This is a genomic window from Roseovarius sp. (genome assembly GCF_040219995.1).
Taxonomy (GTDB): Bacteria; Pseudomonadota; Alphaproteobacteria; order Rhodobacterales; family Rhodobacteraceae; genus Roseovarius.
In genome coordinates this window covers 23,107-38,269 of sequence record NZ_JAVJUC010000017.1, presented here as the reverse complement: position 1 = coordinate 38,269, position 15,163 = coordinate 23,107, and the positions used below count along the sequence as shown (strand labels likewise).

General features: G+C 62.9%; 13 protein-coding genes. 9 read left to right on the top strand and 4 right to left on the bottom strand.

Annotated features, from left to right (window positions below; all coding sequences use genetic code 11):
* Nucleotides 1-18 precede the first annotated feature (18 nt).
* The 3 genes from RID11_RS09995 (at nt 19) to RID11_RS09985 (ending at nt 4,518) form a co-directional block, all read left to right on the top strand.
* A complete protein-coding gene (locus RID11_RS09995) occupies nt 19-1,065 on the top strand; it encodes an ABC transporter permease (protein ID WP_350138408.1) in 1,047 nt (348 codons plus the stop codon).
* Between the two features lie 151 nt (nt 1,066-1,216).
* On the top strand, nt 1,217-2,401 hold the full coding sequence (locus RID11_RS09990) for an ABC transporter permease (protein ID WP_350138406.1): 1,185 nt from the start codon (nt 1,217-1,219) through the stop codon (nt 2,399-2,401).
* Nucleotides 2,402-2,424: 23 nt separating this feature from the next.
* Complete coding sequence (locus tag RID11_RS09985) at nt 2,425-4,518, top strand: dipeptide ABC transporter ATP-binding protein (RefSeq protein ID WP_502949351.1); 2,094 nt, start codon at nt 2,425-2,427, stop codon at nt 4,516-4,518.
* A 30-nt stretch (nt 4,519-4,548) separates the two neighbouring features.
* On the opposite strand, the gene RID11_RS09980 is transcribed toward RID11_RS09985, so the two are convergent.
* On the bottom strand, nt 4,549-5,508 hold the full coding sequence (locus RID11_RS09980) for an L-malyl-CoA/beta-methylmalyl-CoA lyase (RefSeq protein ID WP_350138402.1): 960 nt from the start codon (nt 5,506-5,508) through the stop codon (nt 4,549-4,551).
* 258 nt (nt 5,509-5,766) lie between these two features.
* Here RID11_RS09980 and dgcN point away from each other — a divergent pair, with 258 nt between their 5' ends.
* The 5 genes from dgcN (at nt 5,767) to RID11_RS09955 (ending at nt 10,254) form a co-directional block, all read left to right on the top strand.
* Complete coding sequence (gene dgcN / locus RID11_RS09975) at nt 5,767-6,768, top strand: N-acetyltransferase DgcN (protein ID WP_350138400.1); 1,002 nt, start codon at nt 5,767-5,769, stop codon at nt 6,766-6,768.
* A gap of 74 nt (nt 6,769-6,842) precedes the next feature.
* Nucleotides 6,843-7,808, top strand: coding sequence for an N-acetyl-D-Glu racemase DgcA (gene dgcA / locus RID11_RS09970; protein ID WP_350138719.1), 966 nt, complete (start codon nt 6,843-6,845; stop codon nt 7,806-7,808).
* A 4-nt stretch (nt 7,809-7,812) separates the two neighbouring features.
* Nucleotides 7,813-8,673 (top strand): D-amino-acid transaminase, encoded by an 861-nt coding sequence (locus RID11_RS09965; RefSeq protein ID WP_350138398.1) that lies wholly within the window; start codon nt 7,813-7,815, stop codon nt 8,671-8,673.
* Between the two features lie 143 nt (nt 8,674-8,816).
* Nucleotides 8,817-9,311, top strand: a complete 495-nt coding sequence (locus RID11_RS09960; protein ID WP_350138394.1) for a VOC family protein — start codon at nt 8,817-8,819, stop codon at nt 9,309-9,311.
* Between the two features lie 64 nt (nt 9,312-9,375).
* Nucleotides 9,376-10,254 carry a branched-chain amino acid aminotransferase gene (locus RID11_RS09955; RefSeq protein WP_350138392.1) on the top strand — a complete coding sequence of 293 codons (879 nt, stop codon included), beginning with the start codon at nt 9,376-9,378 and terminating at the stop codon, nt 10,252-10,254.
* Nucleotides 10,255-10,263: 9 nt separating this feature from the next.
* Here the strand turns inward: RID11_RS09955 and RID11_RS09950 are convergent, their stop codons facing one another.
* The 3 genes from RID11_RS09950 to RID11_RS09940 all read right to left on the bottom strand — a co-directional run bounded on the left by RID11_RS09950 (nt 10,264) and on the right by RID11_RS09940 (nt 14,513).
* Nucleotides 10,264-12,471, bottom strand: coding sequence for a peptidoglycan DD-metalloendopeptidase family protein (locus RID11_RS09950; protein ID WP_350138390.1), 2,208 nt, complete (start codon nt 12,469-12,471; stop codon nt 10,264-10,266).
* Nucleotides 12,472-12,633: 162 nt separating this feature from the next.
* The gene (locus RID11_RS09945; protein WP_350138388.1) at nt 12,634-14,049 is read right to left on the bottom strand and encodes a hypothetical protein; all 1,416 of its coding nucleotides are present in this window, start codon (nt 14,047-14,049) and stop codon (nt 12,634-12,636) included.
* Nucleotides 14,050-14,138: 89 nt separating this feature from the next.
* A complete protein-coding gene (locus RID11_RS09940; protein ID WP_350138385.1) occupies nt 14,139-14,513 on the bottom strand; it encodes a DUF1036 domain-containing protein in 375 nt (124 codons plus the stop codon).
* Nucleotides 14,514-14,728: 215 nt separating this feature from the next.
* Here RID11_RS09940 and RID11_RS09935 point away from each other — a divergent pair, with 215 nt between their 5' ends.
* Nucleotides 14,729-15,130 carry a hypothetical protein gene (locus RID11_RS09935; protein WP_350138381.1) on the top strand — a complete coding sequence of 134 codons (402 nt, stop codon included), beginning with the start codon at nt 14,729-14,731 and terminating at the stop codon, nt 15,128-15,130.
* Nucleotides 15,131-15,163 lie beyond the last annotated feature (33 nt).

Genomic DNA, 15,163 nt, shown 5'->3' with positions numbered 1-15,163 from the left:
GCCAACAGGGGGCGCTAAATGGCCATGTTCATCCTGCGCAGGCTCGGGGTTATGATCCTGACTGCGCTATGCCTGACGTTTGTCGTCTTTTTCCTGACGAATCTCTATCCCAATCTCGAAAAACTGGCCAAGACGCAGGGCAATTTCCGCATGACGGATGAGGAGGTTGCCAGCTATCTCGGGCGCAACGGCTATCTGGAGCCGCTGCCGGTCAAATACGGGCAATGGATGGGCGTGCTGCCCGGCTGGACCACCCAAGCCGAGGACGGCACCCTGCGCGGGCGCTGCATCGGCCCCGACACGCCAGCCGAAGAGGCCCCCCGTTTCTGCGGCATCCTTCAGGGCGATTGGGGCTATTCCACCGTGTTCAAAAAGGACGTGGGCGAGATCATCGGCGAAAAACTGGCGCTGACCGGACGGCTGATGTTCTGGGTGATGCTCTTGATGGTGCCCTCGGCTCTGATCCTGGGTGTCATGGCGGGGATGCGCGAAGGCTCGCGCACCGACCGGACGCTCTCGACATTCGCGATCACCACCACGGCGACGCCGGAATATGTCTCGGGGGTGCTGTTCATCGCGGTCTTTGCCAGTACCGCCGTGGGGCTGAAATGGTTCAAGGGCACGGCCACAAGCGCGATGGAAAACCCGACCTTCGAAAATTTCTTTCTGCCGGTGCTGACCATCGCGCTCTACGGCATGGGCTATATCGCCCGGATGACCCGCGCCTCGATGGCCGAGGTGATGACCGCGCAATACATCCGCACCGCCCGGCTCAAGGGCGTGAGTTTTCCCAATATCGTGATGAAACACGCGTTGCGCAACGCGCTCATCGCACCCTTCACGGTGATCATGCTGCAATTCCCGTGGCTCTTGAACGGCGTCGTGATCGTCGAGACGCTGTTCAACTACAAGGGCTTCGGCTGGACCCTGGTGCAGGCGGCAAGCAACAACGACATCGAATTGCTGCTGGCGGTGTCAGTCGTGTCGGTGATCGTCGTGCTGGTGACGCAGCTCATCTCGGATATCGGCTATGTCTATCTCAACCCCCGGATCAGCGTGACATGAGCGCCCGTTTTCCCCCACCGACCGCGTCATTGTCCGGCTTGACCGGACACTCTGCGCTGCGGTTCGCGGCCGGGGCGGAGATGCCCCGGTCAGGCCGGGGCATGACGGCGGGATGCGGGGCTGCACAGGACAAAACAGGAAGGACAGCGCCATGGAACTGTTGAGTTGGGGCGAGATCATCCTTCGGATACTGGCGCAGTTCACGCCCGTCTGGATCGCGCTCATCGCCACCTTTGCCCTGTCGATCACCTTCAAGCGGCGGCTCGGGCTCTATGGCAAACTCTTTGACAGTCCCATCGGCATGGCCGGCTTTGCCCTCGTGATGTTCTGGGTGTTCACCGGCATCCTCGGTGGCGCGTTCGATCTGATCACCACGCATGACGTGCTCGACCAATCGGCCTCGATGAAGAACAAGGTCCCCGGCACGCCCTATACCAAGCTGATGGGCGAGGTCGCACCGGACGCCTACCCCTATTACCTGCTGGGCGGCGACAATCTGGGACGCGACGTGTTCAGCCGGATGGTCGTGGGCGCATGGGAGGTGATCAAGATCGCGCCTTTCGCCAGCCTCTTCGCCTTCATGGTGGGCATCACGCTCGGCCTGCCGGCGGGCTATTACGGCGGCAAGCTCGACACCTTCCTGTCCTTCCTCGCCAACCTGATCCTCGCCTTCCCGGTGATCCTGCTCTTCTACCTGCTGGTCACGCCCGAGATCGTTCTGACCGGCATCCCGGTCTATATGGCCGCCGTCCTCTTCATCTTTCCCATCATCTTTCTCGTACTCCTGTGGAACTCGCGCTTTCACACGCAGCCCCCGACGCGCAACCTGTATGTCGGCGTGACGCTGGTGGTCGGGCTCTGGCTCTATGCAGGGATCGCGTGGAATGCAGACCCGCTCGGCCTCGTGAGCTTTCCACCCAACCTGCTGGTGGTCTTCGTCGCAGTGGTCTTCGTCAACTCGCCCACCGTGTTCCGCATCGTGCGCGGCCTCACCATGGACATCAAGACACGCGACTATGTCGCCGCAGCGCAGACCCGTGGCGAGGGGCCGTGGTATATCATGCTGTGGGAAATCCTGCCCAACGTGCGCGGGCCGCTCCTGGTCGATTTCTGCCTGCGCATCGGCTATACCACGATCCTGCTCGGCACGCTCGGCTTCTTCGGCCTCGGCCTCAGCCCCGAGAGCCCCGATTGGGGCAGCACGATCAACGAGGGGCGCAAGCTCTTGTCGATGTATCTCCACCCCGCCCTGCCGCCCGCCTTCGCGCTCCTGAGCCTCGTTCTGGGGCTCAACCTGCTGGCCGACGGCCTGCGCGAAGAGAGCCTGCGGGATTGAGTATTTATGGAAAGATGAAGGAGATGGACATGGCCAAGCCGGACTATGACGGACCGATCCTCGAGATCGAGAACCTGTCGATTTCCTTTTTCACCCGCCTGCGCGAAATCCCGGCGGTGATGGATTTCTCGGTCGCCGTGCAGCCGGGCGAGGCGGTGGGGCTGGTCGGCGAATCCGGCTGCGGCAAATCCACCGTGGCGCTTGGCGTGATGCAGGATCTGGGCGTGAACGGGCGCATCGTCGGCGGCTCGGTCCGCTTCAAGGGTCAGGACCTGAGCAAGATGAGCGCCGCCGAGTTGCGCCATATCCGCGGCAACGAGATCGCGATGATCTACCAGGAGCCGATGGCGTCGCTGAACCCCGCCATGAAGGTCGGCCGTCAACTGATCGAAGTGCCGATGATCCACGAGGGAATTTCCGAGAAAGACGCCTGGGCGCGCGCACTCGAGGTAGTGAACGACGTCAAGCTGCCCGATCCAGAACGGATCATGAAAAGCTATCCGCATCAGCTCTCAGGGGGTCAACAGCAGCGCATCGTGATCGCAATGGCGCTGATGTCGAAGCCGTCGCTGCTCATCCTCGACGAACCGACGACCGCGCTCGACGTGACAGTCGAGGCGGCAGTGGTGGAACTGGTCAAGGATCTGGGGCGCAAATACGGCACCTCGATGCTGTTCATCAGCCACAATCTCGGGCTGGTGCTGGAAACCTGCGACCGTATCTGCGTGATGTATTCCGGCGAGGCGGTCGAGACCGGCAGCATCAAGGACGTGTTCGACAAGATGCAGCACCCCTACACGCAGGCGCTCTTTCGCTCGATCCCCCTGCCCGGCGCGAACAAGAACAGCCGTCCGCTCAAGGCCATTCCCGGCAACTTTCCCCTGCCGCACGAGCGGCCACAGGGGTGCAATTTCGGGCCGCGCTGCGACTATTTCCAAAGCGGGCAATGCGATGCCGGTGACATCCCCATGGCGGTGATCGAGGGCGACGACCGCCATTTCACCCGCTGCCTGCGCTACCGCGACATCGACTGGCACGCCCCCATAGAGGCAATGGCGCAGCACGAGGCAGGCGAGCCGGGCCAGGTCGTGCTCAAGATGGACAAGCTCAAGAAATATTATGAGGTGGCGGCCAACGCGCTCTTCGGCGGCGGCGGCGCGAAAAAGGTGGTGAAGGCCAACGAGACGCTGAGCTTTGAGGCGCGCGAGAGCGAGACATTGGCGATTGTTGGCGAATCGGGCTGCGGCAAATCCACCTTCGCCAAGGTGCTGATGGGGCTGGAGACGGCGACCGAGGGGCAGATCCTGCTAGACAACCGCAATATCGAGGACATCCCCATCGAAAAGCGCGACACGCAGACCGTGGCCGATGTGCAGATGGTGTTCCAGAACCCGTTTGACACGCTGAACCCGTCGATGACCGTGGGCCGCCAGATCATTCGCGCGCTCGAGGTGTTCGGCATCGGGGCCACGGATCAGGAGCGCCGCGACGAGATGCTGCGCTTGCTCGATCTGGTCAAGCTACCGCGTGAATTCGCCGACCGTATGCCCCGGCAGCTCTCGGGTGGGCAGAAACAACGCGTCGGTATCGCCCGCGCCTTCGCAGGCGGCGCACGGATCGTGGTGGCGGATGAGCCCGTCTCGGCGCTCGACGTGAGTGTGCAGGCGGCGGTGACGGATCTCCTGATGGAGATCCAGCGCAAGCAGAAGACAACGCTCTTGTTCATCTCGCACGATCTCAGCATCGTGCGCTATCTCAGCGACCGGGTGATGGTGATGTATCTCGGCCATGTGGTGGAACTGGGCACCACCGATCAGGTCTTCTCGCCCCCCTATCATCCCTATACCGAGGCGCTCCTGTCGGCGGTGCCGATCGCCGATACCAGCGTCGAGAAGCGCCATATCGTGCTTGAGGGGGATGTGCCTTCGGCGATGAACCCGCCGCCCGGTTGCCCGTTCCAGACGCGCTGCCGCTGGAAATCCGAGGTGCCGAACGGGCTCTGCGAGAAAGAGGTGCCGCCGGTACGCGACCTCGCCCCCGGCCACCAACTCAAATGTCACCTGTCGCAAGAGATGCTCGACCGGATGGAGCCGGTGATCAAGATCGCGGCGGAATGAACGGGGCGGCGTTGGCCGCCCCTGTCGAGGTTACCGTGCCGCGATCATCTCGGCCTGTTTGACGATTACCTCGGCCTGCTTGATCGAGGCGATGTCCACCAGACGGCCCTTGTAGGTCGTGGCCCCCTCACCGCGTGCGGTCGCCTCTTCCATCGCCTGAAGGATCTCACGCGCTTCCGCGACCGCCTCGTCGGAGGGGGTGAATATCTCGTTGGCGAGCGCGATCTGCTTGGGGTGGATCGCCCATTTGCCAACCATCCCGAGCGTGGCCGAGCGGCGCGCCTGCGCGCGAAAGCCCTCGTCATCCGAGAAATCTCCGAACGGGCCATCGACCGGCAAGAGGCCATGCGTGCGGCAGGCGGCAACGATGGCGGTTTGCGCCCAATGCCACGGGTCCGACCAGTATTTCGCGCCGTCATGCAGCATGTAGTAATTCTCCTGCGTGCCGCCGATGCCGGTGGTGGACATGCCCATCGAGGCCGCGAAATCGGCGGCCCCGAGGCTCATCGCCTGCATGCGGGGGCTGGCGGCGGCGATCTCCTCGACATGGGCGATGCCGGCGGCGGATTCGATGATCACCTCGAAACCGATCCGCTTTTTGCGCCCCTTTGCGGCCTCGATTGCGGTGACGAGCGCATCAACGGCATAGATATCCCCGCCGCATCCCACCTTGGGGATCATGATCTGATCGAGCCGGTCACCGGCCTGTTCCAGAAGGTCCACCACGTCGCGATACCAGAACGGGGAATCGAGGCTGTTGATGCGCACCGAGAGAGTTTTCTTGCCCCAGTCTACGCTGTTGATCGCCTCAATCGTATTCTTGCGCGCCACCTCCTTGTCGGTGGGGGCCACGGAATCCTCAAGGTCAATATTGATCACGTCCGCAGCACTTGCCGCCATTTTCTCGAACAGCTTGGTGTTGGAGCCGGGGCCGAACAGCTGGCAGCGGTTCGGACGGGCAGGGGGCGGCGGTTGCAGGCGAAAGCTCATCTTGGGGTCGCTCCGTTGGTTAAGGAAATTGCGTGAACGTCGCGGGTTTGGGTATGAAATTGCGTGCAGCTCTGCAAGCGGCTTTTCCGTCGCGGATCACGCTGGCCAGGCTTGGGCACGGGTCGCAGAAAATTCGGGCGAGTGGATAATTCGCGACAGGATCATGCGATATTTCTGCCTTTCGCATTGAAATGCGTATGAAATCGCGTTTGAGTCATCGCAAATTCTCCTGAATTCCGAACGCTTGGAGCACCTCCCATGATCGAGACCCCCTATCTGTTGTTCCTGGGCGATGCGCCCGACATGCTGGCCGCCAAGGTGGCCATCGGTATTCGCGACTGGCGCCCCGAGAATGCCCTGGGGCAGTTCCGGCTGCCCGGCTGCGGGGCCGATCTGGGTCTGACCGACATGACGCTGGAGGAGGCGAAAGTCGCTGGCGTACGCACCCTCGTCATCGGCGTCGCCAATCGCGGCGGCATCATCAGCCCGGAATGGAAGAAAGTGCTGGTGGCCGCGCTTGAGGAGGGCTTCGATCTCGCCTCCGGTTTGCACAACCTGCTGCGCGACGAGCCGGACCTTAAGGCCGTGGCCGAGGCGACCGGGTGCACCCTGCATGATGTGCGGGTGCCGTCGGTGAAATACCCGATCGCGGATGGCACCAAACGCAGCGGCAAGCGGTGTCTGGCCGTGGGCACCGATTGCTCGGTCGGCAAGATGTATACCGCCATGGCGATGGAGCGCGAGATGCACGCGCGCGGCATGAAGGCAACCTTTCGCGCCACCGGGCAGACCGGCATCCTGATCACCGGAGACGGTGTGCCGCTCGACGCTGTGGTCGCCGATTTCATGGCCGGGTCGGTAGAATGGCTGACACCCGACAACGACCCCGATCACTGGGACCTGATCGAGGGGCAAGGCAGCCTCTTTCATGTGTCCTTCTCGGGGGTGACCATGGCGCTCATCCATGGCGGGCAGCCCGACGCGCTGATCCTCAGCCATGAGCCGACACGCGCCCATATGCGCGGCTTGCCGGGATACTCGCTGCCCACGCTGGAGCAGTTGCGCGACACCGCGCTGCCGCTGGCGCGGATCGCCAATCCGGCCTGTCAGGTGGTTGGCGTGTCGGTCAACACGCAGCACATGAACGAGGCCGAGGCGCGCGCCTATCTGGACAAGGTCGAGACCGATATGGGGCTGCCCGCGACCGACCCGTATCGGTTCGGCTCGGGCAAGCTGGTCGAGGCGCTCGCCGCGATTTGATCCGACAGGACCGCGCGAGGCATATGGCGGATGCCTCCGGCGGGAGGATTTCTGGAAAGATGAAAGGGGGCCGCGTGGAGATTTCAGTGACGCGCGACGTATTCCGGTTGGCGCAGGTGTTCACCATCAGCCGGGGCTCGCGGACCGAGGCGCAGGTCTTGACCGTGCGGATCAGAGCGGGCGGGGTGACTGGGCGGGGCGAATGCGTGCCCTACGCGCGCTATGGCGAGACGCTGGAAAGCGTCACAACGCAGATCGAGGGGCTGCCGAGCGATCTGACGCGCGATGCGCTCTATGACCTGCTGCCTGCCGGTGCGGCGCGCAATGCGGTGGATTGTGCCCTCTGGGACCTGGAGGCGAAAACAAGCGGGGGCCGGGTCTGGGATCTGGCCGGGCTACCCGAACCGGGGCCGGAGATTACCGCCTATACCCTGTCGCTGGATACGCCCGAAGCGATGGAAGCGCAGGCGGCACAACATGCGCATAGACCGCTTCTGAAGATCAAGCTGGGCACGCCCGATGACATGCCCCGGCTGGAGGCGGTGCGGCGGGGAGCCCCGCAGGCCAAGATCATCATCGACGCCAATGAGGGCTGGAGTGCGGAAGTCTATGCCGATCTCGCACCGCATTTGGTGCGGCTTGGCGTGGCGCTGGTCGAACAGCCATTGCCCACGGGCGAGGATGAGGCGCTGATAGGCATGGCGCGCCCGGTGCCGGTCTGTGCTGATGAGTCGTGCCATGATCGGGCAAGCCTGCCCGCGCTCAAGGGCAAGTATGACGTGGTCAACATCAAGCTGGACAAGACCGGCGGGCTGACCGAGGCGCTGCGGCTGCGCGATGCAGCGCGCACGGAGGGTTACGGAATCATGGTGGGATGCATGGTCGGAAGCTCTCTAGCCATGGCCCCGGCGGTGCTGGTGGCGCAGGGTGCGATGGTGACGGACCTTGACGGCCCGCTTCTCTTGGCCGAAGACCGGGAGAACGCTTTGACTTTTGATGACGCCGGGGTGCATCCGCCCGAGGCCGCTTTGTGGGGGTAGGACCATGCGCACTGTCTATGTAAACGGCGAGTATCTGCCGGAGACCGAGGCCACCGTGTCGATTTTCGACCGGGGTTTCTTGATGGCCGATGGCGTCTATGAAGTGACGAGCGTGCTCGGCGGCAAGCTGATTGATTTCGCGGGTCATCTGGCGCGGCTGGAGCGGTCGCTATCGGAGCTCGACATGAAGAAACCCGCCGCCTTTGTCGATCTGCTGGAGATTCACCGTGAACTGGTGCGCGTCAATGCCATCGAAGACGGGCTGGTCTACCTTCAGGTCACACGCGGCAGCGATGGCGACCGCGATTTCGTCTTTCCCGATGCGGAGACGACCGAGCCGACGCTGGTGCTGTTTACCCAGTCGAAGCCTGGTCTCGCGGATAATCCGGAGGCAAAAAAAGGCATCAAGATCATCAGCATAGAGGATATCCGCTGGGGCCGTCGCGATATAAAGACCGTGCAGCTGCTCTATCCGTCGATGGGCAAGATGATGGCCAAGAAGGCCGGATGCGATGACGCCTGGATGATCGAGGACGGGCATGTGACCGAAGGCACGTCGAACAACGCCTATATCGTCAAGGGCAACCGGATCATCACCCGGCATCTGTCGAATGACATCCTGCACGGGATCACCCGCGCCGCCGTACTGCGTTTTGCCCGCGAGGCGCAGATGGAGGTGGAAGAGCGCAGTTTCACCATCGACGAGGCGCGGGCGGCGGATGAGGCCTTTGTGACTTCGGCAAGCGCCTTTGTGATGCCGGTGGTGGAGATCGACGGGGCCACCCTGGGCGACGGCACGCCGGGGCGCGTGGCAACGCGGCTGCGGGAGATATACCTCGACGAGAGCCGCAAGACAGCCGTGTGAGCGGGCGGCAGTTTTAGAGGTCTGGGCGTGAGCGTGATAAGTTAACCGTATCCTCATTCACGCACATGAACTGGGCGCATTCGAGGAATTGAGCGTTCGGCGCGCAGGTGCCATTTTGGGAGCGTCAAGCAAAGGACGCCACCATGACCCCTGTTCACCCCGCCACCCGTATCGGCCATGTGCACCTCAGGGTCTCGGATCTGGAGCGCGCCATCGCATTCTATTCCGGCGTGCTCGGTTTCGAGATCACGCAATATTATTCCGGCGGTCAGGCGGCGTTCCTGTCGGCCGGGGGCTATCACCATCATATCGGGCTCAACACCTGGGAGAGCCTCGGCGCCACGCCGCCGCCCAAAGGGCATACCGGGCTATTCCACACAGCGTTCCTCTACCCCGACCGGGCCGCATTGGCCGATGCGCTGCGGCGTTTGGTCGAGGCCAGTATCGAGATCGAGGGCGCGGCGGATCACGGCGTGAGCGAGGCGATCTATGTCTCCGACCCGGATCGCAATGGCGTGGAGCTATATGTCGACAAGCCGGAGGCGGAATGGCCGCGCGACGCGAGCGGAAACCTTGCCATGGTCAACAAGCCGCTCGATCTCGAACGCCTGCTGGCCGAGGCCCCGGCGCGGGACTGATCGCTCTGGACCCTCTGGCAAGTCCGGCCTAGGGTCTGGCCGAGACGAGGCAGGGAGGAACGACATGCCAACCGGGACAAACATCCGAACCTTTTTCGACGGCCATTGGCATGATGGCGATATCGCCGTGATGAAGGCCGCCGATCACGGCATGTGGCTGGGCAGCAACGTGTTTGACGGCGCGCGCTACGCGCACGGGCTGATCCCCGATCTCGACAAGCATTGCGCGCGGGTCAATGCGTCGGCTGCGGCGCTGATGGTGACGCCGACGGTAAGCACCGAGGACATGGTCGAGATCGTGCGCGAGGGGCTGCGCGCCTATCCCGAGGACGTGGCAGTCTATATCCGCCCGATGTATTGGGCAATCGACGGGGGTATGGCGGCGATCGTGCCCAAGGAGGGCGGCAATACCGGCTTTGCCATCAGTCTCGAGGAAATCCCGATGGCACCTCCCGGCTTTACCACCACGCTGAGCCGCACCCGGTTTCGCCGCCCCGTGATGGAGGATGCGGTAGTCAATGCCAAGGCGGCCTGTCTCTACCCGAACAATGCCCGCATGCTCGCAGAGGCGCGGTCGCGCGGGTTCGGCAATGCGCTGGTCGCCGATGCCCTAGGCAACGTTGCAGAGGCGGCGACGGCGAATGTCTTTGCCGTGCGCGATGGCGAGGTGTTCACGCCGGTGCCGAATGGCACTTTTCTGGCCGGGATCACCCGGGCACGGCATATCGCCAACATGCGCGCCGAGGGCATGATGGTGCATGAATGCGTGATGAGCTTTGCCGATTTCGAGGCGGCGGACGAGGTGTTCCTGTCGGGCAACATGATGAAGGTCACGCCGGTCTCGGCCTTTGAAGAGCGGCAGTATCAGCCCGGCCCGGTGACCGAACGGGTGCGCGAGATGTATTGGGACTGGGCGCAATCGGATGGCTCACGGATCACCTGAGCGACGCAGTCAAAGCGACGCAAGAAGTGCATCCACCTTTTCCTTATAGACCTTGACCTCTGCGGGAATCGACGCAACGCGGGGGGCAGCGCCTGCCGTGCTGCTGCGGCCACGCATCTTGCGATCCGACCAGTTCCGCAGATCGGCGATGGTCTTGCCACGCAGGAAGGGATTCGCGTTGACCACAGCACCGCCCATGACCGCGAGCACGGTCTGGCCCGGCTCTGAACTGAGCGCGATATGCGCGCCCTCGGGCCCAAGGAAATGCGCGAGATAGAGCCTGCCAGAGGTGATTTGATGCCCACGGGCGCGCAGATACGCCTCGTTCTCCCGGGCGAGGTTGCGGACCATTTCACGGCTGAGTGCCGGATCGGTGCGCAGAGCAAGCAATTGCGCTCGGTTCATCTCTGCCATCAGATCGGGCCGGTAACTACGCATCATACGCAACCAGGTGCTCTCGATGAACTGGCCGAGGCCCGTGGCGGTCGAAAGCGGGTTTTTGGCATCGGCGCGTCCGGCGCTCTCGACCTGGATGATGCGGTTGACCAGAGCCTCTACCGCCTGTGTGCCACCACCACCGCCCTGCCCAAGCGGATCAACCGGTTTGCCGTTCACCCAAAGCTCGAAATGCAGATGCGGCCCGGTGGATCGGCCGGTGGTGCCGACATAGCCGATCACTTCGCCCGCCTGCACATTCTGGCCTGCGCGGGCCTCAGGAGCAAAGCGGCTCATATGGGCATAGCGGGTCTGGCTGCCATCGGGATGGTCGATGTAGAGCGTGTTGCCATAACCGCCCGCGACCCCGGCAAAGGCGACACGCCCGGCGGCGGCAGCCTGAATCGGGGTGCCAGTAGGTGCCGCCCAATCGACGCCGTTGTGATTGCGCAGCTGTTTCAGAATCGGGTGATGGCGCGGCCCGAAGCCCGAGGTACGCGTGCCGCTGACCGGGACGACAAGCCCGCCGCGCAATGTCCCGCCGCCACCCCCGCCCGGCGCGTTGAAATCGAAGCAACTGAACCCGTCGCTGGAAGACTTTGCCAAAACGTAGCAGGGCATGTCGCCCGCCTCACTCTCGATGGCAGCATAAAGAATGCGGCCAAGCCCCTGCCCGATATGGCCTGGCTCGGTGGCGTAGAGCACAGTGAGTTCATCACCCTCGGCGGCAAACCGATCCAGATCATAACGCTGCGCAAGCATCACGATCAGTTCGCCCACCTCGGAGGTCGGTAGCCCGTTTCGGATCGCGGCACTGTAGACCGCATCGAGCAAACGCAGATCAGTCTGTGCGATATCGGCGCTGCGGATCAAGTCGCCGGAACGGCTGAGCAGATCACTTCCGATCCAGGGGTCGGCCGCGTTCTCGAAGCGGCCGGGGCGAACCTGAGCAAGGCTGCCGATATAGCTGTCAGGACCGTACAGCGACATTTGCAGCAGGTGCAGCCCGTCGAGATCACGATTGACCCGTAAGGCGACGGTGCTGGCGACCCTCATCGGGCCGGACTGGCCCAGCAAACGCACTGCGGCAGTGGCGATCCGGGCAACCGCGTCATCGGGAAACTGGCTGTCTGCGAGGACATCGGCAAGGGTCCGGTCGGATTGCAGGACAACGACGATATCCTCGAAGAGCGGCAGGCGCTGGCTTTCGCGCAGGGCGAGAACGATGCTGGTGGTGTTCTCGATCCGGGTTTCGACATATTCGACGGAATCCTGCTCCGGGCTGTTACCATCGGCCCCGGCGCTTATCAGGCTGCCCCAACTGCCATCTTCGCCGCTTACGCTGACAAGACGGCCTTCACCCGCATCATTCATGGTTGGGGCGGGCGCGCGGTCACTGTCGAGGGCAGCCATCCCCTGGCTGCGGCGCGCCTGGAAATATGCGAAATCCTCGCGGCTTGAAGGGAGCGTCGTTACCAACCTTTTCTGCGTGACGAGGAGCGTGTCACGCAACGCGCCGATCCGCTCTGGCCCGGGAGGACCGACGCGGCGGATGTCGAACCCATCCGGCCCCGGCATACGACGTATTTCGGCAGACGCATCGCCGCCAAAGCGCAGGATCATCGGATCACGGCGCAGGTCGATGAAGGACGACGCGGCGGCGCTGACTGCTGGTTCGCTGCCAGCGTCGGTCTGGACCATGACGAAATCATCAAGCTCGTCGCCTGCATCCGCGACCGCCGGGGTCTCGGTGCTGGCCTCTTGCGGGGGGGTATCGCGCACCCCGCCTGGCCAGAGCAGGACTGTAAGGCCGGAGGCGACAACAAGGACAGCGAGACCACCGAGCAGCCTGCGCAGAAGACGCTGCTGTCGGCGCTTGCGGGCCTGGGCCCCGCTTTGCCGAAAGGAAGGATCGACTTCAAAACCCACGTCCTGTAACCCCAATCAGCGGAAAACGCCCATCGTCGTGCCACCGATGGCCGGGCTATTGGTTGCAGGTTGTTGCGGAGCCGGTTGCGCCGCGCGCGGCGCCGGCTGGCTGCGTGCCGCCGGAGCAGAACGCGCGGGGCTAGAGCGGCGCGCAGCGGGGGCGGGGCTGGGGCTCGCGGCCGCAACCACCGGGCAGGCGATGTCATCCTGCCGGATGATCTGACGAAAAAGGCCGGGTTCAGGTTCCAGTGTCTCGGCGGAGGCTCCATCGATCTCGTCGAAATAGCGGCGCACAGAATTGCGCGAGCCGTTGCCCCATACACCGTCGATCCCGGCGGTATAGCAGCCCATGCGCGCCAGCTCCTCTTGCAACGCACGAGCCAGCAGGGGACCGGGCGGGTCAAACGCCCCGGAAGCGACCAGGGTCTCGAAGAGGGCAGGATCTTCAGCACGCAGCTGCCGCCGTGCGTCGATATCATCATAGGTGATTTCGTTCGACGTGATCTCGCCCGGCGTTTCATCGGCGGGACTAAAACTGGCCTCGGTCTGATCGGGGATCAGCCCGACAATAACCGACGGTTCTGGCAGGCCCGCCGCCACGGCGCGCGCCGCAAGCTGAGTATCAGGCGTCGGCGCAAAGACCAGAACCTGATTGCTGGACCGGCGCGCAGGCGCCGTTTGCGCCACGTTGCGCACCACCTCCGGGCTGGAATTTTCACGGACCGGCGCGACGGTCTCGGCATTGAGGGCGGGCTCAGCAGGCAGAAGCGAAATGATCGGTGAGTTATCCGCTGAGGGTGCGGGCTCGGGTGGCGCGCCATGCCACGTGGCATCCTCTGGCGCAGGACCCACCCAGAAACCGTCGAGCAAAGCCTTTAAATCAGTCGAGGCCCCATCATCGGCTAGCCCCGCGATCAGCCTGTCGCTGAGCCGCGCACCTGCTTCGGGACATGGCTGACCAGCGACTGCGGTTAGGGCCAGCGAAAGCCCGTCTGGCACGGTTTCGACCGTGCCGGTGGGATCGGTTACACGATGTGCGCAATTTTCTAGCAGGACGATCACTTGTGCCTCGTCTCCAATATCACGAGCAATGCCGTCTAGCGCCAGCGACGGACTGCTTGATCCACCGCTTGAACGTAGGCGGGGAGCCTCATCAGGGGCGCCAAGCGATCCGGCATAATAGATCAGAACCCGGCCCGGCCCGCGCATTGCCTCGAACGTGGCTTCAAGATCAGAAAGCGGCGCATCGCGCAGAAGCAGGGTCTCGGTCAACCCCGATGCGCGCAAGGCGTTGGCGGCGTGATAGGCATCAGCAAAGGCAGTGGTCGCATTCGCGCCGGGCGTGCCGATCACCAGCGCGCGCATGTCCTGCGCCGCCAGCGGTACCGTCCCCCAGAGGCAGGCTCCGGCGACGGCAATCCCCTGTGCCACACGGGCGATCAAGCTATGCTTAGCGTGAGGCACGCAATCCTCCAGAACAAGATATCCAATGCATGTTGCCTTGTCTTGCCCCTGTCAGTCTAGGGCGGATAGACGAAAAGCGTCCAGCGTTCGGTGCGCAGGGTGTCCACCTCGTGGAAACGCGCCTCCAGATAGCCACGCACAAGGCACTCCGTTTCGCCCCGGATACGAAACCGCTCCGGAGCGACGCACATCGGCGTTGCCCCTGAGACGATGGTCTTGCCAAAGACGTCTTGGGCAAAAACGTAGACGTAGCGGGCTGTCAGCACCTCGTCGATGACATTGGCACATTGATTCGGACCGATGGTCCACCAGCCACTGGTTTCGAAGGTTTCGCGTTGATACTGGCCGATTGCCACATTTATGACATCAAATGTCTGGTTGCAGACGGCGAATTGCGCCTGTGCTCCTGTCGATGTGAACAGGGCCGTCATAAGGCTAAGAACAGGGATTTTACGGTGCAATTCCATACTATTACGTATCACGAATATCCGAAGCTGGCATGAGGTTAGTACAGAGACCAATGGTCAGCCAGTGTGTTTTCAGCCACAGATTGCAACCGGATCAGCGGAATTCCCCCTTGTAGATGACTACCGGACCGATATTTGCTATATTATACAGACTGGGGGCGTTGAAACTGAGGTAAGATATGTTTCGCACAGCGATCATCTCAGGAGCCCTGATTGGGTTCACGTCCGTGGGCGGCATTGCCATTTCGGCAGTCCACGGTGCTACGTTCGAGGCAGAGATTGCCCCGACGCAAGTTATCGTGAGCCAAGCACAGAAGGCCCCTGCACATCCCGAGCAGAGTGACGTCGTGACACTTGTGGCAGAGGTTTCCGAACCTCGCGTCGAATCGACTGTAACTTTCGAAACAACGGCACGGCCCGACATTGCGACTGCAACGCTGCGACCGCGTGCGCGCCCGATGGGCCTCAGTTCCGGTCTGGAAGAGATCCAGATTGCGGATAACAGTCAGTCTCGCGCAACCTACGTTCCGATCAGCAAGCCGGACCCCAAGCCGACGTTTCTGCTGGGCGTTTATCGCTGAGCCTTTTCCAAGGCACCTCTGAAAGACATAAAG